Source organism: Streptomyces sp. NPDC004667, assembly GCF_040609475.1.
Lineage (GTDB): Bacteria > Actinomycetota > Actinomycetes > Streptomycetales > Streptomycetaceae > Streptomyces.
In genome coordinates this window covers 1-23,254 of record NZ_JBEXKC010000081.1, presented here as the reverse complement: position 1 = coordinate 23,254, position 23,254 = coordinate 1, and the positions used below count along the sequence as shown (strand labels likewise).

Genomic DNA, 23,254 nt, shown 5'->3' with positions numbered 1-23,254 from the left:
ATCCACATGACCACCACCACCGCCCCCGCCGCCGTCTCCCCCGCCCCCTCCGTCTCCCCCGTCGCCCGGATCGCCCTCGTGGGCGACCGCTCCCCGCACGTGAAGTCCCACACCCGGATCCCGCTCCTGCTCCAGGCGCTGGAGGCGCGCGACGGGCTCGTCCTCGACGCCTGCTGGATCCCGACCGCGGAGGCGGAGGCCGAGGCGGCCGCCGGGACGCTGGCCCGCTTCGACGCCGTGTGGGTGCTGCCGGGCAGCCCGTACGCCAGCGAGGCCGGGGCGCTCGCCGCGATCCGCGTGGCCCGGGAGGAGCGCATCCCCTTCCTCGGCACCTGCGGCGGCTTCCAGCACGCCCTGCTGGAGTACGCCCGTGGCGTCTGCGGGCTGCGGGACGTCGCGCACGCCGAGAACGACCCCGGGGCGGCGGACCCGCTGATCGCGCCGCTGGCCTGCTCACTGGTGGGGCACGAGGGGCTGGTCCTGGCGGAGCCGGGCTCGCTCGCCGAGTCCTCGCTGGGCGCCGAACGGTCGATGGAGCACTACCACTGCAACTACGGCCCGGCCCCCCGGCACCTGCCGACGCTGACCGGACACGGGCTGCGGCTCACGGGCCACGACGAGGACGGGCAGGTGCGGATCGTGGAGCTGCCCGGACACCCCTTCTTCCTCGCCACCCTCTTCCAGCCGGAGCTGGCGGGGGACGGCAGCAGGCCGCACCCGGTGATCCGGGCGCTGGCCGCGGCCGCGGTGGCCCGCGCGGCCCTGCGCGCGGACGGCGTCACGGCCAGGCTCGCCACCACCCTGGCCGGCAGCCGGGCGGCCGGATAACCGGTCGCGGGAGCACCCGCTCGATCGGCTATGCTGTGCATGCACAACGAACGGGCGGTACGCCGCCCTTCGTGGTGGGTGTAGCTCAGTTGGTAGAGCACCTGGTTGTGGTCCAGGTGGCCGCGGGTTCAAGTCCCGTCACTCACCCTTTTCGGTCCCGATGGGGGTCACGAGGTTCTCCTCGTGACCCCCATCGGCGTATCCGCCCGCGGGGACGCCGCAGCGCCCCGGGGGCACGGACGACAACTCGCCCCGGACGGCGCCCCGGTGGCAGACTCGGGATCATGCCCGAGGACATCGCCGAAGCGCTTCCGCACGATGATCACTTGCGCGGGTACGCGGCCCACTACCCCGAGGTCGTCGGGGCGGGTTCGCTGCGCGAGGCGTTGCGGGCGGAGGCCGCCCGCGCCGGGTACGCGCTCGATGTCGGAGTCCCGCCGACCCCGCTCGCGCGCCGGGCGGCGGCGCGGATATCGGCCGGCGACCGCGTGGCGTACGTCACGATGGACGTCCGGCGGCGCGAGTTCCGCGTCCACTGCCGACCCTCCGCCGACGGCGACGGGCCCGAGCTCCTGGGCGGCACCGGGGACCTGTCCGCGGCGGTCGCGGCCCTGCACTCCTGGGAGCGGGGGGCCGGGGCAGCGGAGCTCACCGCCCGCTGGCCCTTCCTCGCGGCCCGGGAGGCGTCCGCGCCGGGGGTCGCCGGTGCCGTCGAGGGTCCGGGCGCGGTGGCGGCCCGATGGGAGCGGCTGCGCGAGTCCGCCGCCACGTTCCCTTCCCCCGGGCGGCACGAGCTCGTCGAGGCCGCCTTCCGCGAGCCCCGGCTGCGGGTCCTGTCCCCCGGCCTGAGCATGCAGTGGCTCCGCTTCAGCCGTCGCGCGACCCCGCCGATCCGCTTCGTGCTGCCCATGGCCATGCCGCTCGGGGACGGACGCCGCTACCGGGTACGGACGTCCGACGGGGAGATGCGGGAGGTCACCGGCGCCGCCGAGGCCGTGGCGGCCGTCCTGGCCGGCCTGCCCGACGACGTCACGGCCCCGCCGGACGGCCCCCTGGACCGGCCTCCGGGCCCGTGACGTCCCGCGCTCACCGGGCGCGGAGGAAGGCCTCCACCTCCGTCGCGAAGGCCACCGGGGTCTCGTGCGGCGGGTAGTGGCCGGAGCCGGGGATCGTGACGATCCTGCAGTTCGGGTACCAGGCCTGCCAGGTCGCGCGCATCACCTCGGCGGTGAGGGCGAGGTCGTACTCCCCGACGAGGACCAGCACGGGCACGGTGTTGCCCTTGACGGCGGCGGACAGGTCGGCCGACTGCCAGCCGGCGAGGTACGCCGCGAAGGCCTCGGGGCGGGAGACCGCGAGGGAGTGCGCCACCATCCCGTCCAGCCAGTGGCGGCTCGCGCGGTTGCCGGTGACCAGGTCGAGGATGATCCGGCGCTTCTCGGGGTCCTCGGCGGCGCCGTGGAAGAGGGCGTGGGTCTGGTCGTCCATCGCGTAGGGGGAGGCCGGGACCGGGGCGAGCCCGATCAGCTTCTCGATCCGCTCGGGGGCGCGCACCAGCACCTGCTGGACGGCCTTGCCGCCCATGGAGTGGCCGAGCAGGGAGAAGGTGTCCCAGCCGAGCTGATCGGCGAGTTCGAGGACGTCGTCGGCGATCTCGGGGAGGCTGTAGCGGCCGGCGACGTCCCGGCGCTCGCCGTAGCCCCGGTAGTCGAGGAAGGCGTACGAGAACCCCTCCGGGTCCAGGTGCTCCAGTACGGAACCCCAGTGCGCGGAGGTTCCGAACCAGTCGTGCAGCACGATGACGCGTACGGGCCCGGTGCCGATCCTGCGGTGGGCGATGGCCATGCGTTCTCCCTCGGTGACGGGGTGGACGGGAACCGACGCCGTACGTTCTGCCCAGCGGGCCTACCATCACACCGTGACACCGACATCCGGCCGGGAGCCGCTGGTCATGGGGGACTTCTCGCGGCCCGACGGGGCTCGGCACCCCCACCACCCCCGTACGTACGAGATCCGCGACCCGGACGAGATCCGCGCCGTCACCGCCACCCGGCCGCACGCCGTCACCGACCCGGTCTTCGCCTGCATGTGCGGGGAGTCCTGGGAGGACCCGCACCTCACCGAGGAGGCCGTCCGGCTGCGCGACCCGCTGTCCCCCGACGGGATCCCGGCACGGCACCGCGCCCGGTGGGCCGGGGCGGCGCCCGGGGTCCTGCGGGGGTACGCCGGTGCGCTGGCGCGGGGCGAGGAGGACCCGGACCGGCCGCGGGGCGTACCGCTCGCGGTGGTGTTCGGCTGGCTGGGCGCCGTACGGGAGGAGCCGCGTGACGCGGCGTGGCTGCTGGCGGAGCGGGGCCCGGAGCGGCTGCTGGCCGCCGCTCCCACGGCGGAGCTGGCCTGGGCGGTACGGGAGACGGACCGGGCGGGGTTGGAAGGGGCCGTGCGGTTCTTCGCGGGCGAGGGGTTCACCACCCGCCACCCCAAGCACCGCCGCGTTGCGGACACCGCCCGGGACCTGCTGCTGCGGTACGCCCGCAGCCACCGCCCCGGCGACCTCGCGGTGCTGGAGCGGCGGCTGCTGCGTACCCCGGAGGACCGGGTCAGACGGTCTTGAGTGCCGGGTCCGAGATGCCCGGGGCGCCCGTTTCCACGTGGCCCGCGAAGCGGCGGAGGAAGGTGGCGTCCGCGTCGGAGACGACGGTGACGTCGTACCAGCGGCCCGTCGTGCGCAGGTCGACGGTGGTGGAGACGGTGGCGCCGGGGTTGACCTTGAAGGTCTGGGGGGCGCCGCCGTAGGCGTTGGTCACGGTGAGGTTGACCGCCGCGGTGCCCCCGTTGGTCAGGGTGAGGGCGAGGTTGCCGGCGGCGTCCACGTGGCGGGCCGTGACCTCGGGGCCGGCCTTCTTCGCCGGGCCCTTCCAGGTGCGCAGGAAGCCGTTGGGGCCCCAGACCGTGAGGTCGATCTTGTTGCCGGTGGAGCTGCTGGTGCTCCAGGTGTCGGAGAGGGTCTTGCCCGCCTCGACCGTGTAGGGCCAGGGGCCGTCCGTGCGGTTGCCCGAGGTGCTGTGGAAGTGGGCGCCGAGGGAGGGGCCGGAGGAGAAGGTCAGGGTGAACTTGCCCGTGGACACGGTGGCCTTGCCGTCCACGTACGGGCTGTAGCCGAGCGCGCGGGTCGGCTTGGAGCCCGCCTCCTGCTTCGGCAGGGTGCCCGTCGCCGGCGGGACCGGGTGGTAGGACGGGTGGGCGTTGTGGTCCGGCGGTACGTAACCGGCCGTGGACGGGAGGGCCGCCGGGGAGGCGTCCGCCTTCGTGAAGTCGAACGCCGAGGTCAGGTCACCGCAGACCGCGCGGCGCCACGGCGAGATGTTGGGCTCCTGCACCCCGAAGCGCTTCTCCATGAAGCGGATCACCGAGGTGTGGTCGAAGGTCTCGGAGCAGACGTAGCCGCCCTTGCTCCACGGGGAGACGACGATCATCGGGACGCGGGGGCCGAGCCCGTAGGGGCCGGCCGCGTAGCCGGCGCTCCCGGCGTACAGGTCGCGGGTGACGTCCGCCGTGGACAGGCCCCAGGCCGAGGACGCCGGCGGGTACGGCGGCACGACGTGGTCGAAGAAGCCGTCGTTCTCGTCGTAGGTGATGAAGAAGGCGGTCTTCGCCCACACCGCCGGGTTCGCGGTCAGCGCGTCCAGGACCTGGGCGATGTACCAGGCGCCGAAGTTGACCGGCCAGTTCGGGTGCTCGCTGAAGGCCTCGGGCGCGGCGATCCAGGAGACCTGGGGCAGGGTGCCGGCCACGACGTCGGCGCGCAGCTTGTCGAAGTAGCCCTCGCCCGCCTTGGCGTTGGTGCCCGTGCGCGCCTTCTCGTACAGGGCGCTGCCCGGCTGGGCGTTGCGGTAGCTGTTGAAGTAGAGGAGGGAGTTGTCGCCGTAGTTGCCGCGGAAGGAGTCGCTGATCCAGCCCCAGCCGCCGGCCGCGTTCAGGCCGTCGCCTATGTCCTGGTAGATCTTCCAGGAGACCCCGGCCGCCTCCAGGCGCTCGGGGTAGGTCTTCCAGCCGTAGCCCGCTTCCTGGTTGCCGAGGACCGGGCCGCCGCCGGTGCCGTCGTTGCCCGTGTGTCCCGTCCACATGTAGTAGCGGTTGGGGTCGGTGGCGCCGATGAAGGAGCAGTGGTAGGCGTCGCAGACCGTGAAGGCGTCGGCGAGGGCGTAGTGGAACGGGATGTCGTTCCGGGTCATGTACGCCATGGTGGTGGCCGTCTTGGCGGGTACCCACTTGTCGTACTTGCCGTTGTTGTAGGCCTGGTGGCCGCCGGCCCAGTCGTGGTTGAGGCCTTCGACGAACTGCATGCCCAGGTCGTTGACCTGCGGGTTGAAGGGGAGGATGTCCTTCGTGCCGTTGGACTGGTAGAAGACCGACTTGCCGTTGTCCTGGAGGACGGGCCGCGGGTCGCCGAAGCCCCGGACGCCCTTCATCGAGCCGAAGTACTGGTCGAAGGACCGGTTCTCCTGCATCAGCACGACGATGTGCTCGATGTCCTGGATGGTTCCGGTGGTGCCCTGCGCGGGGATGGCGGCGGCCCGCGCGATGCTCTCGTTGAGCATCGTGGCGGCGGCGGTTCCGCCCGCGATCTGGAGGAACCGGCGTCGGTTCAGTTCAGCCATGGGTGACGACCTCTGGGGGTGAGGGGGGGAGTCGAGGGGCGCCCCAAGGACAGCGGCCCCGGGGTACCGCACGGAGATCCCCGGCTGACGCGGGGCGGTACAGCGGGCGAACGGAAAGCCCTGCGGAGCGCCGCGCGGTGACGGTGGGGCGGCTGTGCGGTGGCGTCGCGGTGGCTGGGCGGAAAGCCTGCCGCGCGTGCCGTTCGTCTGGTGGAATGACCTCCTCGACACTGCACGGGGGGCGCAGAGCGTATGGCGGGGACCGAGTACGGCCGTTCCGCCGGTCCGTCGTGCGCCGCGCCGCCGGCGCCGGGGCCCGGGCCGGGAGTGGCACGGTACGGGGAACCACGGGCCGCGCAACAGACCCGGGAGCCACAGGAGTTCGCGATGCCGGGTACGCCCCCGGTCCGGGCGGGGGCGGGCGCGTGAACCTTCCGCAGCTCCACTACGGCTGGGCCCCGCCCGGACCCGACGGCTCCGGGTTGCGCTTCACCGCGGTCACCGACGGCGTCCCGGCGGCCCTGTTGCGCGAGGCGGAACGGCTCGTGGCGTACGAGGCGCCGGAGCCTGGCGGGGCCGTTCCGCAGGCGCTGAGCCTGAGCCTGCTCTCCGACGGCAGCCGGCTGCTGGCCCGCTCGGCGTACACCGGCGGCGACGGGACGGGCTTCCACGCGCACGCCGTGCACCTGCCGCAGCGCGCCGGTTCCGGCCCGGTCGGCGGGGCCCTGCCGATCACCTCCTGGGGCTCGCCGCAGTGGGCGGCGCGGACCCCGCCCGGCGGACCCCCGCCGCCGCTGCGCGCCGTGCCCGTCCCGGGGCGGCACGACCCGGCCGCGCTGGCGGAGTTCGTGGCCGCGCGGGAGGCGTGGCTGGCACCGTTCTTCGCCGATGTGCGGCGGCTCGTGGAGGAGCCGGGCGCGCCGCGGATCGTGCTGGTGGAGCCGGACAGCGCGGCCGTGGCCCGCTGGGTCATGCTGGCGTGCAGCGTGCTGCCGCACCAGCGCGGGCAGTGGCTGACGTTCACCACGTACACCGCCCGGCCGGGACTCGCCCCGCAGGGCCTCGTCGGCGTCCTGGCCGGGGAGGGGACGGCCGCCGCCCTGGCCGCCCTGGAGGAGGGATGCCGGATCCACGAGCCGGGGCGCGGGGCCGCGCCGCGGGCCGCCGGGGACGTCTTCGACGTCTGGGCGGGGACGGCGGCGCGGATCTGGCTGGCGCGGCGGCCGGAGCTGTTCGCGCGGGTGCGGGAGCTGCCCGGGGGGCCGTACGAGGCCGGCCCGCTGGCCGCGCTCGCGCTCGGGGCCGGGATCCGGCTGGACGCGGCGGGCCGGGCCGCGGCCGAGGCGTGGACGGCCGCGCACCCGGACCCGTCGCCGGCGCGGCTGCGGGTGGCGCTCACCGACCCCGGCCGGGAACCGGACGCGCTGGCCGGGCTCCTGCGGGAGGCCGCGCGGCAGGGAACGGACACCACCGGGGAGCTGCCCGAGGTGGCGCGCCGGGTGGCGTTCGCGCTGTTCACCGATCCGGACCGGGCGTACGGGGAGGAGACGCGGGCCGGGCTCGACGAGCTGCCGGTCCTGCGGGCCCTCGTACTCGACCGGCTGGACGCGCTCGCCGCGGGCGATCCGGCCGCCGGGACGGAGCTGTTCGCGCGGACGGGGCTGCGGCTGCGGGCGGCGGAGGCCCTGCCGCACCTGCGGATGTGCGCGGCGGCGCGGGCGGTCGTACGGGAGGCCCCGGACCGGCCGGTGGCGCTGGACGCGCTGCTGCGGGTCTGCGGGGTCTCCCCGTACGCGGAGCCGTTGGTCCTGCGGACCGCGGTACGGCTGGTGTGGGGCGGGCGGCGGGCGGACCCGGACGAGGCCGGGCTGGTCCTGGCCACGACGGGGGAGGCGGTCCACCGGGAGGCGGGCACCTGGGAGTCGTTCGCCCCGGCGGGGCCGCCGGCCGGCGGCCGGGCGGATTCCGGCGCCCTGCGGGAGGCGGCACCCGGGGGGCGGCCGTACGGCGCCCCCGCGGGGCCGGACCGGCCGACGCCCCCGGAGGGATCCGGAGCCCGCGACGAGACGCGACCGCCGCTCCGGGCCGGGAAGGGGCCGACGGCTACGCCCGGGGGCGAACCCGCGCCCGGGAACGGCACCGGGACCGGGCGAACGCCGGGGGCAGGGGTCGGGCCTGCGCCCGGGGTCGGACCGACCCCCGAGACCGGGACCGGGCGGACGCCGAAGGCAGGGGACGGGCATGCACCCGAGGCCGGACCGACACCCGGAACCCGGACCCGGACCGGGCGGACGCCGAAGGCAGGAGTCGAACCTGCGCCCGAGGCCGGACCGACCCCCGAGACCGGCACCGGGCGAACGCCGAAGGCAGGCGACGGACCTGCACCCGAGGCCGGACCGACACCCGGAACCCGGACCCGGACCGGGCGGACGCCGGAAGCAGGGGTCGGGCCTGCGCCCGGGGCCGGACCGACCCCCGAGACCGGCACCGGGCGAACGCCGAAGGCAGAGGTTGGGCCTGCGCCCGAGGCCGGACCGACGCCCGATCCCGGCACCGGACCGACGCCCGGCGTCGGGATCGGGACCGGGATCGGACCGACGCCCGGGGCGCGGGTGCGGATGGACGGGCCGGGCTCCGGCCCTGCGGGCGTCGCCGCGCGGTTGCTCGGCGAGGAGCGGGCGGAGGGGGCCGTGCGGGTGCTGTTCGAGAGCGAGGACGCCGTGTTGCTGGCCGCCTACCGGGAGGCCGCGCGCGGCGAGGCGGTGCGGGAGCGGCTGCGGAGTTCGCCGCGCTACCTCGCGGACTGCTTCGCCGTCTGGTCCGCCCACCCGCAGGCCGGGCCGCTGTGGCGCCAGGCCCGTACCGACCTGCTGGAGGAGGTGCTCCGGCCGCTCGTACGGGAACTGCCGTCCGAGCACCTCGCGGAGGCCGAGCGGGAGCTGGCCCGGCTCGGCCGCAGCCGGGCGGAGGAGTTCCGGGCCTGGCTGCGCCCGGGGCCTGGGGCCCGGCTGCGGGGGCTGTTCGGGCGCCGCCCGGCCCGGTGACGGCGCGGCTCAGCCGCCGAGGAGTCCGGCGATCTCCCGGGCCAGGGCCAGGGCCCCGCTGCCCGCGCCCAGCCCCGCCGTGATGGTGTCCAGGCAGCGGCGGATCAGCCCCGGCTCGGGGGCGCGGAGTTCCTCCCCGGCCCGTTCCAGTTCGCCGTGCAGGGTCCGGGCCGCGTCGACGCGGTCCGCGGCCGCGCCCTCGTCGCGGAGCCACCGGGCGAGTTCCGCGGCCAGGCGCAGCGTGCGGGCGGGGTCGTCCTGGTGCTGCGGTCCGATGTTGATCACGCCGTGGTCGCCGTAGTTGCCGGGGCCTTCGACGTTCCCGTGGAAGTGGTAGGTGCCCATGGGGTCGCTCCTCTGCGGTGGCGGGAGGGGTTCACGGACCGGCCGGCGCCGGGGACGGGGACGGGCCGCCGGATCCCTGGCCGGGTCCCTGGCCGGGTCCCTGGCCCGGGGCCGGACCGGTTCCGGGGAGGTTGACGGTGCCGTGGCCGCCGAAGTTGAAGCCCTGGCCGGTGATGGCCTCGTGGAAGGTGTAGCTGTGGTGGTTGATGACCTGCTGCGCCTGTTCGAAGGAGGTGGTGTCGATGTGGTGGGCCTTCAGGAACTGCTCGGTCGCCGTGAGGACGCCCTGGCGCAGCCTCTGGAGGAAGTCCACGGCGTCGTTGGTGTCCGAGAACTCCATCAGCCGCAGGCCGACCGCCGCCCGCGCCCGGATGCTGCCGTCGGCGCCGTAGTCGAACTCCTCGTACTGCTTGCCGATGGCCCACCGGGCCCGCCACAGCCGCCAGCGGCGCAGCGCCCGCCCCCGGCCCCGGCGCCACAGCCGGGCGGGCACCTTGAACAGGGCGGGAAGGAACTCCCCGGTGGCGAGGCGCCACAGGGACCACCAGTGGCCGAAGGGGTCCCGCCGCAGCCTGCGCACGTCGAGGAACTCATCCCGCAGCGGCGGCACCACGTGGGTGGTCACCTCCCAGCTCAGGCGGGGGTGCCGGACGCGGGCGCGCAGGTGCATGGTGACGATCACCCGGCCGCCCTGGCCGACCCCCTCCAGGCAGAGGTAGGTCCGCATCCCGAGGCCCGGGCGGGTCAGTCCGGCCTCCACCAACCCCTCCGGGACCGTCGTGCGGGGCGCGCTCAGCCGGTCGGGCAGCAGTTCCTTTCCGGCGTGCGGGGTCATGGAGCCGCGCACGTACAGCCGGTTGCCGGTCTGGAGGCCTTCCAGGCCCGCGATGTTCCCCATCTCCCGGGCCACGAAGGCGTGCAGCTCGACGACGTCGAAGCCGATGATGGTGAGCTCGCCGCCGCCGGCCGGGTCCTTGGCGGGGATGCTGATGTCGATGGGCTGCCAGACCCGGTCCTCCACCATCTCGCCGCTGCCGACGAAGGGGTTCGTCCGTTCGGCGGCCTCGTGGTACGGCAGGACGTTGGTGCGCGCCTGCTCGCGCAGCCGGGATTCCAGCTCCGGGTCGAGCGGCGGCGCGAGCCGGTCGGGTGGCGGACCGTTTCCGTCGATCACCCGGAAGACCAGTGTCCGGGCCCGGTGCTCGGTGACCAGCACCAGGATCCAGGCGGCGGCCAGTACACCCAGGAGACCGAGCAGCTCCGGGCCGACGGGCTGCTCGTGCCGGGCCCGGTGGACGAGCAGGACCGCCGGCACCAGCCAGGCCACGAGCAGCACGGCCAGCATGCCGTCGCGGAGGTTCGCGCGGCGTACCGCGACCCGCGCGTGCCGGGCCACCGCCACGAGGTCGACCCCGAGCGAGGGGCCGAGCGCCGTCAGCCGGTCCTCGGTCAGTTCGGCCGCGGTCTCGCGGGCGAACTGCTCGCTGCGGTGCGCGGCCGCGCTCAGCCAGCGGTCCGTCCAGTCCTCGCCCTGCTGGATGAGCCCGGGTAACCCACGATCGACCGTCATTTCGTCCTCCCCCGTGGTCGTCGGTCCACGATACGAACAACCGCCCTTGTACGTAACGGTGTTGACGGATGGTCATTGAGCGCCGCCGAGGCGGAGGGCGGGCGTCCTACTCAGCGCGCACCACGTGTACTTGAGCATCCGTACTCAGGCCGGGGCCGGTGCGGCGCGTCATCGTGAGGGCATGTTCATTCAGCAGCCTGACCCGCGGCCGCGCGCCGGGATAACCGCCGTCGGCGCCCTGTTGCCCGAGGACGTCCTGTCCTCCGACGACCTCCAGCGGGAGGTGACCCGGCGCAGTGGCATCGCGCTCCCGCCGAGGACGTTGACGCGGGCGACCGGGATCCTGACGCGGCGGATCGCGGCCGAGGGGGTGTTCGCCTCCACCCTCGCGGTGGGCGCGGCCCGCCGGGCGCTGGACTCCGCCGGACTCACCCCGCTCGACGTGGACCTGCTGGTCTTCGCCTCGGCTTCCCGGGACGTGGTCGAGCCGGCGACCGCGCACATCGTGCAGGCGGCGCTCGGGTCGCGGGCGCACGCCGTGGACGTCACCAACGCCTGCAACAGCTTCGTCAACGGCATCGACCTCGCCCGGAGCATGGTCCTGGCCGGGCGGGCGCGCCGGGCGCTGGTGGTCACCGGGGAAACCCCGAGCCGTGCGGTGCGCACCGACCCGGCCGACTTCGACGGGTTCCGCAGCGGGTTCGCCGGATACACCTTCGGCGACGCGGGGGCGGCCGTGGTGGTGGAGGCGGTGGAGCGCGGCGGGATCCTGGACGTGGACACCGAGACGCACTCGGAGCACTGGGAGGTCGGGGGCATCCCGGGCGGCGGGTCGCGGCACCCGCGCGGGGACGAGTACACGTACTTCCGCGGCGACGGGCGGGAGCTGCGCGGGGTCTTCGAGAAGGTGGGCACGGCGGTCATCGACCGCACGCTGCACCGGACGGGGCTGGACTGGGACGGTTTCGCGAAGGTGCTGGTGCACCAGGTGACGGTGCCGTACCTGGAGCGGTTCGCGGAGCTGACCGGGGTGCCCCGGGAGAAGCTGGTGGTGACGGTGCCGGAGCTGGGCAACGTGGCGAGCGCGAGCATCGGGGTGCAGCTGGACCGGGTCTTCGGCGGGCTCGCCGCCGGGGAGCGGGTGCTGTTCGTGGGCCTGGGGGGCGGCGTCAGCATCATGACGATGGTCTGGGAGAAGTCGTGAACGCGCCGATGTGGGTGGTGGTGCCCGCGTACGAGGAGGAGGCGCGGCTGGCCTCGACGCTGGCGGCGCTGGCGGCGCAGCGGGACCGGGGGTTCACCCTGCTGGTGGTGGACAACGCCTCCACGGACGGTACGGCCGCCATCGCCAGGGAGTTCGCGCGGCGGGCGCCGTTCCCGGTGGAGGTGATCGAGGAGCCGGAGAAGGGGGTCGGCTCGGCCGTGGACACCGGGTTCCGGTACGCGATCGCGCGCGGGGCGGCCCTGCTGGCCCGGACGGACGCCGACTGCCTGCCCCGGCCGGGCTGGACGGGCGCCGCGCGGACGGCGCTGCTGGAGCGCCCCGGGCTGGTGTGCGGGCGGGTCACGGCGCGCCGGGACGAGCACGGGCCGCTGGGGCGGGCCGGTTTCGCGGGTCTGGTCGCGGTGGCCTCCCTGTTCGGGCGGCTGCGGCCGCAGCACTCCCGGCGGGGCGGGTTCAAGGCCCCGTACCGGATGCACGCGGGGAACAACATGGCCATCACGGCGGAGCTGTACCTGGCCGTCGGCGGGATGCCCCGGCGGCCCTCGCCGACGGACCGGCTCTTCCTGAACGCGGTGCGCCGCCACACCGACCGGATCACCCGCTGCCGGGGCATGGTCGTGGAGAACTCGACGCGCCGGCTGCGGGCGTACGGGCTCGCCGGGACCGCCCGCTGGTACCTCGACCAGGGCAGCGGCACGCACGGAACGGACCCGCGCTGATGCTGGACCGACTGGAACACGCGCTGCGCGCCCGGCCCGAGCGGCCCGCCGTGCTGTCCGCGACCCGTACGGGAGCCACCCGGGTGAGCGCCACCCGCGGTGAACTCGTAGAGCTGGCGGACGCGTACGCCGCCGCCCTGCACGCGCGCGGGCTGCGGCCCGGGGACACCGTGGGGGTGGCGGTGCGGCCGGGACCGCGCGCGCTGGCGGTGCTGCTCGCGCTGTGGCGGCTGGGGCTGCGCGGGGCCGTGCTGGACCCGGGGGCCGGGGCCGAGGTGCTGCGGGCCCGCCTCGCGCTGGCCCGGCCGGCGCTGGTGCTCGCGGACGCCGCCGCGCAGGCGGTCGCCGGATGGGCCCGGACGCTGGCCCGGCGGGCGCGGCTCGAACTGCCGGAGCTGGCCGGGCTGGGCCCGGTGGCCACGGTCGGCCCCCGGCTGCCGGGCTGCGCGCCCGCGCTGGGGACGGGGGCGCCGCGCACCGGCGTGCCGGTGTACGGGGGCACCGACGCCGCCGACGCGGTGATCGTCTTCACCTCCGGGACCACCTCGCGGCCCCGGGCCGTGGTGCACAGCCGGGCCGGGCTGGCTGCCGGGATGGACACGGTGGCGGCCCTGTTCACGGCGGGCCCGGCGGACCCGGCGGCCGGGGGGCGGTGCGCGGAACCGGTGCTGGGCGGCACCTTCTTCGTGCTGGTGCCCTCCCTGACGCGCGGAGCGCCCGTCGCCCTGCCGGCCCGCTCCCCCGCCGTGCTGGCCCGCCAGCTGCGCCGGCTGCGGCCCCGGGACACCTATCTGACCCCGCCGCAGCTGCGGGACGCGCTGGGGGCGGGCGCCCGGTTCGGCGGCCGGGTGTGGACGGGGTCGGCTCCGGCGAGCGCCGCACTGCTGGACCGGGTCCGGGCGGCGGGCGCGGACGAGGCGTGGGGGGTGTACGCACTGACCGAGCTGTTCCCGGCGGCCGCGGTGGAGTCCCGGGAGAAGGCCGCCTTCACCGGGGCGGGGGACCTGGTCGGCGCCCCGCTGCCCGGGGTCCGGGCCGTGGCGGACGGGGACGGGCAGCTGCTGCTGGCCGGGCCCGCGGCCCGGGACCGCTACCTCGGGGAGCGGCCCGATCCGTGGGTGCGCACGGGCGACCGGGCGCGGCTGGACGGAGCGGGCCGGATCGTGCTGGAGGGCCGGTGCAAGGACATGGTGCTGCGCAGGGCGGAGAACATCTACCCGGGTCTGTACGAGCCGGGGCTGCACGTGCCCGGGGTCGAGCTGGGGGTGCTCGTCGGGGTCCCGGCGGGCGACGGGGACGAGCGGCTGGTGGCGGTGGTGCAGCCGCAGCGCGGGGTCCCCGAACCGGCTCTGCGGGCCGCGCTGTCGGACCCGCTGCGCCGGATGGGCACGGCCCGGCCGGACGCGCTGCTGTTCGCGCGGATCCCGCTGTCGGGGCGTTCGCGCAAGCCCGACCGGGCGGCGGCGTCGGAGCTCGCGGCGGGACTCCTCGCGGCGGGGCGCGGGGGCCCGGCATGAGCGGGGCCCGGGGGCGTGACGGCGCGGCGAACGGGCGGGTCGGGCACACGGCCCCGGGGCGGGACGGGCACAGGACCCCGAGGCGGGACGGCGCGGCCCACGGGCGGGACGGGGCGGCCCACGGGCAGGACGGCGCGGCCCACGGGCGGGACGGGGCGGCCTACGGGCAGGGCGGCACGGCCCACGGGCAGGGCGGCGCGGTTCACGGGCAGGGCGGGTACGGCGTCCCGGGGCGGGAGGCCGGTGCGCCCGACCTGTGGGTGGTCGTGCCCGCCTACAACGAGGCCGCTTCGCTGCCGGGCACGCTGGCCGCGCTCGCCGCTCAGCAGGACACGGCGTTCGCGCTGGTGGTGGTCGACAACGCCTCCACCGACGCGACGGCCGAGGTGGTACGGGAGTTCGCGCGCTCGGCGCCGTTCCCCGTCGAGCTGGTCCCCGAGCCCGAGCCGGGGGCCGGTACCGCCGCCGACACCGGCTTCCGGTACGCCGTACGGGCCGGGGCGCGCCTGTTGCTGCGTACGGACGCGGACTGTCTGCCGGCCCGGGACTGGATGGCCGTCGCCCGGGCGGAGTTCGGGCGCGGCGCCGAGCTGCTGTGCGGGCGGAGCGTGCCGCGCCCCGACGAGCGGCCCACCTTCGCCGAGGCTCGGTTGCTGCCCGCGCTGGTCCGGCTGTCCGCGCTGTACGGGCGCTACCGGGCCGCGCACCGCGGTCCCCGTTTCCGGGCCCCGTACGTGCTGTGCCACGGCCACAACCTCGGCATCACCGCCGCGCTGTACGTGCGCTGCGGCGGGGCCCCGCGGGAGCGGCTGGAGGAGGGTTCGGAGGACGTCACCCTGCTCAACCGGGCGCGGGAGCACAGCGGGCGGGTGGTGCGCGTCGAGCACCTGGTGGTGCGGAGCAGCCTGCGACGGCTGCGTTCCTGGGGTGCCCGGCGCACCCTGCTCTGGTACTGGGACCGGCGCTACCGGCCCGTCGACACGGAAGAGGTCCACGTCCGGTGAGTGCTGTGAACGACGCCGCGAAGGCCCGGCGCCGGGACCGCAAGGTCTACCTGTACGCCCGTCCCCTGCTGTTCGGGCTGCTCGCGGCCACGCGCGGGCGGGCGGTGCGCCGGCTCGGCGGAACGCTGCTGGTGCACGACGCGGACGCGTACCGGGAGGCGCTGATCCGGCTGCCGCTGGACCGGACGGCGGCCGGCACCACGGGCGGCGCCGCGCGCTCGGCGCTGGGCGACGGGGCCGGGGGCGTGCTGTTCGACCAGGAGGGCGGTGGGCACCGGGCGGACCGGCGGGCCCTCGCGGAGCGGCTCGGCACGGCCGGGGTGGCGCGGCTGCGCCGGGACTGGGGGCCGTCGCTGGTACGGGGGCTCGCGCCGCTGTCCCGGGGCGGCGAGGTGGACGTGGTCGCGCTGGCGCGGGAGCTGGCGGGGTCGGTGGTGTGCGGGCTGCTGGAGGTGCGGGCCGAGCCGCGCGTGCTGGCGGAGGCCGCCGCGCGGGCCGCGGCGGCGTCGGTGCGGGGCCATCTGCCGGGTCCGAAGCGGCCTGGGGCGCGGGCGGAGGCGGCCCGGGCGGCGGAGCGGCTGCGGCTGCTGCTGGGCGGCGGGGAGGAGGCGCTGCCCGCGATGGTGGCGGTGGCGGCGGTGAACACCACGGTGGCGGCGCTGCCGCGGGCGGTCGCCTGGTGCGCGGACGCGGGGCTGTGGGAGCAGGCGGCCGACGCGGAGCTGCGGCCGCGGCTGGTGGAGGAGCTGCTGCGGGTGACGGCGGCCTCTCCGGTGCTGCCGCGGGTCGCGGCGGCGGCCGGGACGGTCGGGGGCTGTCCGGTGCGGGCCGGGGACCGGCTCGTCCTGGTGGCCCGGCACGCGGCGGGGGCGCACCGGCGGGATCCGGACGGGCGGGATCCGGCGGGGCCGGGGGTGGCGCGGCTGGTGTTCGGGGCGGGGCCGCACGCCTGTCCCGGGGCCCGGCTGGCCGAGGTTCTGCTGGGTGACGTACTGGGGGCGCTGGCCCCGTACCGGCCGGTGGTGACCGGGGCCCGGGTGGACCGGCGGGCGGCGCTGCCGGGGTGGTGTTCGCTGACGGTGGGGGCGGGCACGTGAGGCCGCGGGTGGCGGTGACGGGGGCGAGCGGTTTCTGCGGCGGGTGGGTGGCCCGGGCGGCGGCCGCGGCGGGGGCCTCGGTGGTGTGCGTGGGGCGGCGGCCGGGTCCGGTGGGGGAACACCGCTTCTGGGACGCGGCGCGTACGGAGCCGGACCTGGCCGGGGCCGACTTCGTGGTGCACTGCGCGGCGGCCGTCGGGGACCCGGCGCCGGGTCCCCGTGCGGAGGCGGCGATGCGGGCGGTGAACGTGGACGGCACGGCGCGGCTGCTGCGGGCGGCGGCGGGGCGGCCGGTGGTGTGGGTGAGCAGCGCGAGCGTCTACGACCCGCGCCGGGGCCGGGGGCTGGTCACCGAGGACCATCCGTGTCGGGGCCAGCTGAACGCCTACGGCCGGACCAAGGCGGCGGGCGAGGCGCTGGCCCTGGCCGGGGGCGCGGTGGTGCTGCGGCCGCGGGCGGTCTACGGGCCGGGCGACACCCAGCTGCTGCCCCGGCTGCTGTCCCGGGTCCGGGCGGGGACGCTGCTGCTGCCGGGTCCGGACGTGCGGCTGAGCCTGACGGCGGTGCAGAACCTGGCGGACGCCTGCCTGGCGGCGGCCGGCTGGGCCCCGGGCGCCTACAACGTGGCGGACGCCCGCCCGTACGGCCGGGACGCGGCCGTCGGCGCGGTGCTGCGGGCCCACGGGGTACGGGCCCGGATCCGCCACCTGCCGCTCCCGCTGGCCCGTACGGCGGCCGGGGCGGCGGAGGCGTTGTCCCGCCTGACCGGCTCCGAGCCCGCCCTGAGCCGCTACGCGGTGGACCAGCTGTCCCACCCGGTGGTCCTGGACATCGCCAGGGCCCGCTCGCGGGGCTGGTCCCCGGCCCGCACCCTGGCGGACCACCTCGGCTCGCTCCGCGGCTGAACCCGCCCGCGCCCGGGTGCGCGCACCCGGGCGGGGCCGGGGCTCAGCCCTCGGTCGGGGTGAGCCTCAGGGAGATGCTGTTGATGCAGTACCGCTGGTCGGTGGGGGTCGGGTAACCCTCGCCGTCGAAGACGTGTCCCAGGTGGGAGCCGCACTTCGCGCAGCGGACCTCGGTGCGGACCATGCCGTGCGAGGTGTCGGCGATCAGTTCGACGGCCTCGGTGTCCTTCGGGTCGAAGAAGGACGGCCAGCCGCAGTGCGAGTCGAACTTCTCCGTGGAGCGGAAGAGTTCGGCGTCGCAGGCGCGACAGGAGTAGACGCCCTCCGTCTTGGTGTCGGTGTACTCACCGCGGAAGGCCGGCTCGGTGCCGGCGAGGCGCAGCACCTGGTACTCGGACGGGGTCAGCTCGGCCTGCCACTGCTCGTCCGTCTTCTGGACCTCGTACGCCATGACGTTCCCGCTCCCTCAGTTCGACAGCCGGGCGAGGATCCGGGGTCCCAGATCGGTGACGTCGCCCGCGCCCATGGTCAGAACGAGATCACCGGGCTTGGCCATTCCCGCGATCACGTCGGCGACGGCTTCCTTGTCGTGCTCGGCGCTGACGTCGGCGCCGGTGGCGCGGGCCGCGGTGATGATGATCTCGCTGGTGATGCCGGGGATCGGGTCCTCGCGGGCCGGGTAGATGTCGAGGACCAGGGAGGCGTCGGCCAGTGCGAGGGCCTGGCCCATCTCCTTGCCCAGCTCCTGGGTGCGGGAGAAGAGGTGCGGCTGGAAGACGACCAGGATGCGGGAGTCCCCGGCGGCGCCGCGGATGGCCTCCAGGTCGGCGTTCATCTCGGTCGGGTGGTGCGCGTAGGAGTCGATGACCTGCACGCCGGCGGCCTCGCCCTTGAGCTGGAGGCGGCGCTTGACGCCGGTGTACTTGCCGAGGGCGGATGCCAGGTTGTGCGCCGGGATGCCGAGGGCGACACCGGCGGCGAGGGCCGCGACGGCGTTGTGCGCGTAGTGGCGGCCGGGCACCGAGACGGTGAAGGTGAGCATCCGGTCCTGGAGCAGGACGGTGACCTCGCTGGTCAGGCCACGCGGCGTGATCTTGGTGATGCGGACGTCGGCGCCGTCCTCCTCGCCGTAGGTGACGACGTTCAGGCCCTGCGTGCCCGCGACGCGGCGGGCGATCTCGGCGGCGCCGTCCTGGCTGTGGGCGACGACCAGGGTGCCGCCGGGGACGATCTTGGAGACGAAGGTCTCGAAGGACTCGTAGATCTCCTCCATCGACGCGTAGTTCGCGTGGTGGTCGAGCTCCGCGTTGAGGATGATCGCGACCTCGGGCGCGTACTTGTGGAAGCTGCGGTCGCTTTCGTCCGCCTCGGCCACGAAGATGCCGCCCTCGCCGTGGTGGGCGTTGGAGCCGGGGGCGTCCAGGTCGCCGCCGATGGCGTAGGAGGGGTCGAGGCCCAGCGCCGAGAGGGAGACCGCCAGCATCGAGGTGGTGGTGGTCTTGCCGTGCGTGCCGGCGACGGCGATGGGGCGCAGGCCGTCCATCAGCGAGGCGAGGGCGTCCGAGCGGTGCACGACGGGGATGCCCAGCTCGGCGGCGCGGGCCAGCTCCGGGTTGTCGGTGCGGATGGCGCTGGAGACGACCACGCAGGTGGTGTCGTCGGCGAGGTGGCCGGCGGCGTGCCCGATGTGGACCGTGGCGCCGTGGGCGCGCAGCGCCTGGGCGGTCTCGGAGTCACGGGAGTCGCTGCCGGCCACCTGCGCGCCGCGCTGCGCGAGGATCTTCGCGATGCCGGACATGCCGGCGCCGCCGATGCCGATGAAGTGGGGCCGTTCCATCGCGGTCGGCAGGCCGGGCTTCATTCAGGTCGCTCCAGGATCGAGGGGGTGCGGTGGGGCTGTGCCGCCCCAGCCTATTCGTTGTGGGCGAAGAGCTTGAGCACCGGAACCCCGACCTTGTGGCGCGCCCGGGAGGCCCAGTCCCGGTGGAAGAACTCCTCGACGAAGTGCGGAGCGGTCAGGACGATCACCTCGTCGGCGGACGTCTCGTCGACGACGCTCTTGAGGTGGTCGAGGGGGTGGTTCTCGATGATCTGTCCGACGGCCTTGGCGCCCTTCCTGCGCAGGGACGCGAGGGAGTGTTCGAGGGCCTGTGCGGCGGGGCCCCGGGCGGCCTCGCCCTCGGGCTCCTCGCCTTCGTGGAGGGCTTCGGGAAGCTCGCCGAGCGCTACGTCGTCGATGGCGCGGAGCAGTCGGTCCTGGTCTCCCCTGGGTTGCATGAGGACGACGAAGGAGACCTGGTCGTCTCCGTGCAGGGTGGTGACGAAGTCCACGTCCACCGTGGTCAGCGGCTGCTCGATCATCAATACGCTCGTGAACACGGACGCCCTCTCCTTCATGGGCCGGGGCCGGTCGGCCGGCCCCTGCGGAAACCATCCTGCCCCGCAGTCGCGCGGGGCCTTGCGCAGAGATATATGTGCCCAGGTATGTGCCCGGCGGAAGCTAAGCGGAACGACAAATTCCGCCCCTTGTTCAGATCCGACGGTAGCTCGTGAACAGGAACCCGGCCTCTTCCAGTACGACGGCGGGCGCGAGCCGGTGCGGAACCGTGACGGAGGGCCCGCCCGCGATCCGCTGGGCCCCGCCCGCCGTGAGGGTCGGGGAGATCGTCAGGCACAGCTCGTCCAGCGCGTCGGCGGCCACGAACTGCCCCAGCAGCCGGGGCCCGCCCTCGGTCAGCTGGCGGCGCAGCCCGCGCGCGGCCAGTTCCCGTACGGCCCGGGCGGGGTCCGCGCCCGCGCCCTCGCCCGCCACGACGACCTCGGCCCCGGCGGCGGTGGCCGCGGCCACCCGGTCGGCGGGCGCGGTGGCCCCGGTGACCACCAGGGTGGGCACGAGGGGGGAGGTGAACAGGGGCAGGGTGAAGTCCAGGTCCAGGCTCGCGGTGACCACGGCGATGGCGGGGGCGGGACCCTGGCCGGCGGCCGCGCGGCGGGCCGCGAAGGCCTCCCGGGCGCGGGCCGGGCGGTACCCCTCCTGGCGAACCGTTTCCGCGCCGACGATCACCACATCGGCCAGGGCCCGCAGGGTGCCGAAGATCCGCATGTCGGTCTCGCCGGAGATCGGCTGTGAGCGCCCGTCGTGCTGAGCGGCCCCGTCCAGCGTGGAGACCATGTTCGCCCTCAGCCAGTGCGCGCCGGGGGCGAGCTCCGGATAGGCGTAGGCGTCCGCGAGCTCGTCCAGCGACCACTCGCGGTCGGCCGGGTCCGGGACGGACGGGGCGGATGTCTGATCGGTCACAGGGAGCAGGCGTCGCATCGGTGCAGTCTGACACGCCGCGTAGAGTTAAGGGCTGTGTCAACTTCACTCTCGACCTCCGGATCTGCCCCGTCCGGGCAGCCCCCGATAGCCGACGCGGGCCCGCTGGCCCTGTGCGCCCGCGAGCCGCGGGTGCCCGCCGAACGGCTGGTGGCCGAGATGGTGCCGCCCCCGCGCTTCGACTCGGTGCGCTTCGACACCTACGACCCGGACCCGGCCCAGCCGAGCCAGGCCGAGGCCGTCACCGTCCTCAGCGGCTTCGCCGCCGGCCTGGGCGGGGCCCACGCCACCGGCACGGGCAAGCGGCGCTGGTTCTCGAAGAAGCCCGCCGCGCCCGCCGCGGGTCCGCGCGGGGTCTACCTCGACGGCGGCTACGGCGTCGGCAAGACCCACCTGCTCGCCTCCCTCTGGCACGCCACCCCGGCCGAGCCCGCGCTCAAGGCCTTCGGCACCTTCGTGGAGCTGACCAACCTGGTCGGCGCGCTCGGCTTCCAGCAGACCGTGCAGACCCTGGGCGGGCACCGGCTGCTGTGCATCGACGAGTTCGAGCTGGACGACCCGGGCGACACCGTGCTCGTCTCCTCCCTGCTGAGCCGGCTGGTCGAGCAGGGCGTGGCCCTGGCCGCCACGTCCAACACCCTGCCCGGCAAGCTCGGCGAGGGCCGCTTCGCCGCCGCCGACTTCCTGCGCGAGATCCAGGGGCTCTCGGCGCACTTCCGGCCGCTGCGGATCGACGGCCAGGACTACCGCCACCGCGGCCTGCCCGAGGCCCCGGCGCCGTTCACCGACGAGCAGGTGGCGAAGGCCGCGTACGGGACCCCGGGCGCGAGCCTCGACGACTTCCCGGGCCTGCTGGAACACCTGGCGAAGGTCCACCCGAGCCGGTACGGGGCCCTCACCGACGGCATAGCGGCCGTCTGCCTGACCGACGTCGGCCCGGTCCCGGACCAGTCGACGGCGCTGCGCCTGGTGGTGCTCGCCGACCGGCTGTACGACCGCGAGGTGCCGGTGCTGGCCTCCGGGGTGCCCTTCGACCGGCTGTTCAGTGAAGAAATGCTCAACGGCGGTTATCGGAAGAAGTACTTCCGAGCCATATCGCGGCTCACCGCGCTCGCCCGCGACGCGAAACCCCTGGTGTCGCAGTAGGTTTGGCACGGCCGGGCGCTCTTGCGGCCCGGCCGTTTCCATACCTCCGAAGGGATCCACCATGGCCACCACGCGCACGTCCCACACCGTCTGGGAAGGCAACCTGCTCAAGGGTGCCGGCACCGTCTCCCTCGACTCCTCGGGCCGGGGCTCGTTCGAGGTCTCCTGGCCCTCGCGCGCCGAGGCCGCCAACGGCAAGACCAGCCCGGAAGAGCTGATCGCCGCCGCGCACTCCAGCTGCTACTCGATGGCGCTCTCGCACGGCCTCGACGGTGCCGGTACCCCTCCCACCCGGGTGGAGACCAAGGCGGACGTCACCTTCCAGCCCGGTGAGGGCATCACCGGCATCCACCTGACCGTGCGCGCCGAGGTGCCCGGCCTGGACGCCGAGGGCTTCGCCGCCGCCGCCGAGGACGCCAAGAAGAACTGCCCCGTCAGCCAGGCGCTGACCGGCACCACGATCACCCTGAGCGCCGAGCTCGTCTGATCCCCGGCGGTCGCCGGGCCCCCGCGCCGTCCCCACGGGGGCCCGTCGGCCGACTTCGGCGTTCGCGAGTGCCGTAAACGTCTGATTGCCACATAGTCATATATTTTGCGTACGTGACCCTTTCTGCACGCAAAGTGGCGGCCGTGGCCGCGCTCAGCGCCGCCCTCGCGGGATGCGGGGGCGGCGCCGGTACGCCCCCGGACGGCGGCCAGGCCCGCATGGGCACCCACGCGGCGTCCGGCCCGGCGGCCGCGCCCGCCTCCCCTTCCGCACCCGCGTCCCCGCTGCCCGGCGCACCGGGCCGGGCCCCGACCCTGGCCCCCGGGCCGGGCGGCCTGACGCCCGTCTTCGAGCGCACGCGCCAGCGCGCCGACAAGGCCGTGGCCCTCACCTTCGACGCCGACATGACCTCGGACCAGGGGCCGCGGGCCGCCTCCGGGGAGCGCTTCGACAACCCGGAGCTGATCTCCACCCTGCGCCGGCTCCAGGTCCCCTCGACGGTCTTCATGACGGGCCGCTGGGCGGAGGAGTACCCGGACCAGGCGAAGTCCATCGGCACCGACCCCAACTTCGAGATCGCCAACCACTCGTACAGCCACCACGCCTTCAAGTCCCCCTGCTACGGCCTCCCCACGCTCGACGGCGACGCCGCCCGGTCGGACGTGGAGCAGGCCTTCGCGGCGTTCAGGAAGGCGGGCGCGGTCAACACGGTGCCCTACTTCCGCTTCCCGGGGGGCTGCTACGACGACCGGGCGCTGCGGGCCCTGGCACCCGCCAAGGTGACCGCCGTGCAGTGGGACGTGGTCAGCGGCGACGCCTTCGCGAAGGACCCCGACGCGGTGGCCGAAGAGGTCCTGGCCGGGGTCAAGCCCGGCTCGGTGGTGGTCATGCACTGCACCCGCAGCGCGGCCCCCGTCACCGAGGAGGCCATCCGGAAGATCGTCCCGGAGCTGCGCAAGCGGGGGTACCGCTTCGTGAAGGTGTCCGAGCTGATGGGGAAGTGACGATTCATCCGGAGCAGGCGGTGCGCTGCGCCTCCTGCCACTCGCACACCGGGCACAGCACCGCGCCCGGGGTCGCGACCCCGTACTCGGTGGGCCGGCCGCACTCCGGGCAGTCGGCGTACGGCGGCCCGGGCACCCGCCCGGCGGGCGCGGCGGGCGCCGGGCAGTACGAAGGGTCCTGCTGCGGCCGGTCCTGCTGCGGCTGGTCCATGCCCACGAGCGTACGCGCCGGACGGAAGGGGCGGCCTACTCCCGCCGTGCGCTGACGAGGCAGGCCAGCGTGCCCGCCGCCGCGGCGAGGAGCACCGCCGCGGCCAGGGCGCCCAGCGGGAGCGGCGCGCCGTCGGTGCGGGCGGCCCCGACCAGGGCGGACACCGCGCTGCGGG

22 protein-coding genes and 1 tRNA gene are annotated in these 23,254 nt (G+C 75.5%); 14 read left to right on the top strand and 9 right to left on the bottom strand.

The features are described from left to right. Nucleotides 1-6 precede the first annotated feature (6 nt). The 3 genes from ABZW32_RS31955 (at nucleotide 7) to ABZW32_RS31945 (ending at nucleotide 1,904) form a co-directional block, all read left to right on the top strand. Entirely contained in the window at nucleotides 7-828 is an 822-nt protein-coding gene (locus ABZW32_RS31955) for a hypothetical protein (protein WP_356222697.1), read from the top strand. Nucleotides 829-902: 74 nt separating this feature from the next. After that, nucleotides 903-975: transfer RNA gene (locus ABZW32_RS31950), tRNA-His, on the top strand. Nucleotides 976-1,112: 137 nt separating this feature from the next. Then, on the top strand, nucleotides 1,113-1,904 hold the full coding sequence (locus ABZW32_RS31945; protein WP_356222695.1) for a DUF6193 family natural product biosynthesis protein: 792 nt from the start codon (nucleotides 1,113-1,115) through the stop codon (nucleotides 1,902-1,904). Nucleotides 1,905-1,914: 10 nt separating this feature from the next. On the opposite strand, the gene ABZW32_RS31940 is transcribed toward ABZW32_RS31945, so the two are convergent. Then, nucleotides 1,915-2,673, bottom strand: a complete 759-nt coding sequence (locus tag ABZW32_RS31940) for an alpha/beta hydrolase (RefSeq protein ID WP_356222692.1) — start codon at nucleotides 2,671-2,673, stop codon at nucleotides 1,915-1,917. 73 nt (nucleotides 2,674-2,746) lie between these two features. On the opposite strand from ABZW32_RS31940, the gene ABZW32_RS31935 reads away from it, so the two are divergent. Beyond that, the gene (locus tag ABZW32_RS31935; protein ID WP_356222690.1) at nucleotides 2,747-3,442 is read left to right on the top strand and encodes a hypothetical protein; all 696 of its coding nucleotides are present in this window, start codon (nucleotides 2,747-2,749) and stop codon (nucleotides 3,440-3,442) included. Here ABZW32_RS31935 and ABZW32_RS31930 read toward each other — a convergent pair. After that, nucleotides 3,429-5,489, bottom strand: coding sequence for a phosphocholine-specific phospholipase C (locus ABZW32_RS31930; protein WP_356222687.1), 2,061 nt, complete (start codon nucleotides 5,487-5,489; stop codon nucleotides 3,429-3,431). The two genes, ABZW32_RS31935 and ABZW32_RS31930, sit on opposite strands and share 14 nt — an antisense overlap. A gap of 425 nt (nucleotides 5,490-5,914) precedes the next feature. Here ABZW32_RS31930 and ABZW32_RS31925 point away from each other — a divergent pair, with 425 nt between their 5' ends. Then, the gene (locus tag ABZW32_RS31925; protein WP_356222685.1) at nucleotides 5,915-8,533 is read left to right on the top strand and encodes a GTPase-associated protein 1-related protein; all 2,619 of its coding nucleotides are present in this window, start codon (nucleotides 5,915-5,917) and stop codon (nucleotides 8,531-8,533) included. 9 nt (nucleotides 8,534-8,542) lie between these two features. On the opposite strand, the gene ABZW32_RS31920 is transcribed toward ABZW32_RS31925, so the two are convergent. Together ABZW32_RS31920 and ABZW32_RS31915 are read right to left on the bottom strand one after the other, a co-directional pair. After that, the gene (locus ABZW32_RS31920) at nucleotides 8,543-8,878 is read right to left on the bottom strand and encodes a hypothetical protein (RefSeq protein ID WP_356222682.1); all 336 of its coding nucleotides are present in this window, start codon (nucleotides 8,876-8,878) and stop codon (nucleotides 8,543-8,545) included. Between the two features lie 31 nt (nucleotides 8,879-8,909). Beyond that, a complete protein-coding gene (locus tag ABZW32_RS31915) occupies nucleotides 8,910-10,448 on the bottom strand; it encodes a hypothetical protein (protein WP_356222679.1) in 1,539 nt (512 codons plus the stop codon). A 181-nt stretch (nucleotides 10,449-10,629) separates the two neighbouring features. On the opposite strand from ABZW32_RS31915, the gene ABZW32_RS31910 reads away from it, so the two are divergent. From ABZW32_RS31910 to ABZW32_RS31885, 6 genes are read left to right on the top strand one after another with little or no spacing between them, the layout of a single operon-like run. Continuing rightward, nucleotides 10,630-11,652 (top strand): ketoacyl-ACP synthase III, encoded by a 1,023-nt coding sequence (locus tag ABZW32_RS31910; RefSeq protein ID WP_356222677.1) that lies wholly within the window; start codon nucleotides 10,630-10,632, stop codon nucleotides 11,650-11,652. Continuing rightward, the gene (locus ABZW32_RS31905; RefSeq protein WP_356222674.1) at nucleotides 11,649-12,392 is read left to right on the top strand and encodes a glycosyltransferase; all 744 of its coding nucleotides are present in this window, start codon (nucleotides 11,649-11,651) and stop codon (nucleotides 12,390-12,392) included. Before ABZW32_RS31910 ends, ABZW32_RS31905 begins: the two co-directional genes overlap by 4 nt. Next, complete coding sequence (locus tag ABZW32_RS31900; protein ID WP_356222671.1) at nucleotides 12,392-13,909, top strand: class I adenylate-forming enzyme family protein; 1,518 nt, start codon at nucleotides 12,392-12,394, stop codon at nucleotides 13,907-13,909. The genes ABZW32_RS31905 and ABZW32_RS31900 overlap by 1 nt, the downstream gene beginning before the upstream one ends. Further along, nucleotides 13,906-14,913, top strand: coding sequence for a glycosyltransferase family 2 protein (locus ABZW32_RS31895; protein WP_356222669.1), 1,008 nt, complete (start codon nucleotides 13,906-13,908; stop codon nucleotides 14,911-14,913). The genes ABZW32_RS31900 and ABZW32_RS31895 overlap by 4 nt, the downstream gene beginning before the upstream one ends. After that, the gene (locus ABZW32_RS31890; protein WP_356222666.1) at nucleotides 14,910-16,010 is read left to right on the top strand and encodes a cytochrome P450; all 1,101 of its coding nucleotides are present in this window, start codon (nucleotides 14,910-14,912) and stop codon (nucleotides 16,008-16,010) included. The genes ABZW32_RS31895 and ABZW32_RS31890 overlap by 4 nt, the downstream gene beginning before the upstream one ends. Beyond that, nucleotides 16,007-16,915: an NAD-dependent epimerase/dehydratase family protein gene (locus ABZW32_RS31885; RefSeq protein ID WP_356222663.1), complete on the top strand. Its 909-nt coding sequence runs from the start codon at nucleotides 16,007-16,009 to the stop codon at nucleotides 16,913-16,915. The genes ABZW32_RS31890 and ABZW32_RS31885 overlap by 4 nt, the downstream gene beginning before the upstream one ends. 43 nt (nucleotides 16,916-16,958) lie before the next feature. Here the strand turns inward: ABZW32_RS31885 and msrB are convergent, their stop codons facing one another. From msrB to ABZW32_RS31865, 4 genes are all read right to left on the bottom strand, one after another. Further along, on the bottom strand, nucleotides 16,959-17,366 hold the full coding sequence (msrB, locus tag ABZW32_RS31880; protein WP_266843290.1) for a peptide-methionine (R)-S-oxide reductase MsrB: 408 nt from the start codon (nucleotides 17,364-17,366) through the stop codon (nucleotides 16,959-16,961). A 15-nt stretch (nucleotides 17,367-17,381) separates the two neighbouring features. Then, nucleotides 17,382-18,776: a UDP-N-acetylmuramate--L-alanine ligase gene (gene murC / locus ABZW32_RS31875; RefSeq protein ID WP_356222660.1), complete on the bottom strand. Its 1,395-nt coding sequence runs from the start codon at nucleotides 18,774-18,776 to the stop codon at nucleotides 17,382-17,384. A 50-nt stretch (nucleotides 18,777-18,826) separates the two neighbouring features. Continuing rightward, entirely contained in the window at nucleotides 18,827-19,294 is a 468-nt protein-coding gene (locus ABZW32_RS31870) for an indole-3-glycerol phosphate synthase (protein WP_356222657.1), read from the bottom strand. 151 nt (nucleotides 19,295-19,445) lie between these two features. Continuing rightward, on the bottom strand, nucleotides 19,446-20,231 hold the full coding sequence (locus tag ABZW32_RS31865; RefSeq protein ID WP_356222654.1) for a pyrimidine reductase family protein: 786 nt from the start codon (nucleotides 20,229-20,231) through the stop codon (nucleotides 19,446-19,448). 36 nt (nucleotides 20,232-20,267) lie between these two features. Here ABZW32_RS31865 and zapE point away from each other — a divergent pair, with 36 nt between their 5' ends. The 3 genes from zapE (at nucleotide 20,268) to ABZW32_RS31850 (ending at nucleotide 22,868) form a co-directional block, all read left to right on the top strand. After that, the gene (gene zapE, locus ABZW32_RS31860) at nucleotides 20,268-21,377 is read left to right on the top strand and encodes a cell division protein ZapE (protein ID WP_356222651.1); all 1,110 of its coding nucleotides are present in this window, start codon (nucleotides 20,268-20,270) and stop codon (nucleotides 21,375-21,377) included. A gap of 61 nt (nucleotides 21,378-21,438) precedes the next feature. Beyond that, nucleotides 21,439-21,864 carry an OsmC family protein gene (locus tag ABZW32_RS31855; protein ID WP_356222648.1) on the top strand — a complete coding sequence of 142 codons (426 nt, stop codon included), beginning with the start codon at nucleotides 21,439-21,441 and terminating at the stop codon, nucleotides 21,862-21,864. A gap of 113 nt (nucleotides 21,865-21,977) precedes the next feature. Beyond that, nucleotides 21,978-22,868, top strand: a complete 891-nt coding sequence (locus ABZW32_RS31850; RefSeq protein ID WP_356222645.1) for a polysaccharide deacetylase family protein — start codon at nucleotides 21,978-21,980, stop codon at nucleotides 22,866-22,868. A 4-nt stretch (nucleotides 22,869-22,872) separates the two neighbouring features. On the opposite strand, the gene ABZW32_RS31845 is transcribed toward ABZW32_RS31850, so the two are convergent. Further along, nucleotides 22,873-23,079: a hypothetical protein gene (locus tag ABZW32_RS31845; protein ID WP_356222643.1), complete on the bottom strand. Its 207-nt coding sequence runs from the start codon at nucleotides 23,077-23,079 to the stop codon at nucleotides 22,873-22,875. Nucleotides 23,080-23,254 lie beyond the last annotated feature (175 nt).

Coding starts and splice junctions, on each gene's coding strand:
- ABZW32_RS31955 (WP_356222697.1), top strand. CDS start 7: ATGACCACCACCACCGCCCCCGCCGCCGTCTCCCCCGCCCCCTCCGTC.
- ABZW32_RS31945 (WP_356222695.1), top strand. CDS start 1,113: ATGCCCGAGGACATCGCCGAAGCGCTTCCGCACGATGATCACTTGCGC.
- ABZW32_RS31940 (WP_356222692.1), bottom strand. CDS start 2,673: ATGGCCATCGCCCACCGCAGGATCGGCACCGGGCCCGTACGCGTCATC.
- ABZW32_RS31930 (WP_356222687.1), bottom strand. CDS start 5,489: ATGGCTGAACTGAACCGACGCCGGTTCCTCCAGATCGCGGGCGGAACC.
- ABZW32_RS31920 (WP_356222682.1), bottom strand. CDS start 8,878: ATGGGCACCTACCACTTCCACGGGAACGTCGAAGGCCCCGGCAACTAC.
- ABZW32_RS31915 (WP_356222679.1), bottom strand. CDS start 10,448: ATGACGGTCGATCGTGGGTTACCCGGGCTCATCCAGCAGGGCGAGGAC.
- ABZW32_RS31910 (WP_356222677.1), top strand. CDS start 10,630: ATGTTCATTCAGCAGCCTGACCCGCGGCCGCGCGCCGGGATAACCGCC.
- ABZW32_RS31900 (WP_356222671.1), top strand. CDS start 12,392: ATGCTGGACCGACTGGAACACGCGCTGCGCGCCCGGCCCGAGCGGCCC.
- ABZW32_RS31895 (WP_356222669.1), top strand. CDS start 13,906: ATGAGCGGGGCCCGGGGGCGTGACGGCGCGGCGAACGGGCGGGTCGGG.
- msrB (WP_266843290.1), bottom strand. CDS start 17,366: ATGGCGTACGAGGTCCAGAAGACGGACGAGCAGTGGCAGGCCGAGCTG.
- murC (WP_356222660.1), bottom strand. CDS start 18,776: ATGAAGCCCGGCCTGCCGACCGCGATGGAACGGCCCCACTTCATCGGC.
- ABZW32_RS31865 (WP_356222654.1), bottom strand. CDS start 20,231: ATGCGACGCCTGCTCCCTGTGACCGATCAGACATCCGCCCCGTCCGTC.
- ABZW32_RS31855 (WP_356222648.1), top strand. CDS start 21,439: ATGGCCACCACGCGCACGTCCCACACCGTCTGGGAAGGCAACCTGCTC.
- ABZW32_RS31845 (WP_356222643.1), bottom strand. CDS start 23,079: ATGGACCAGCCGCAGCAGGACCGGCCGCAGCAGGACCCTTCGTACTGC.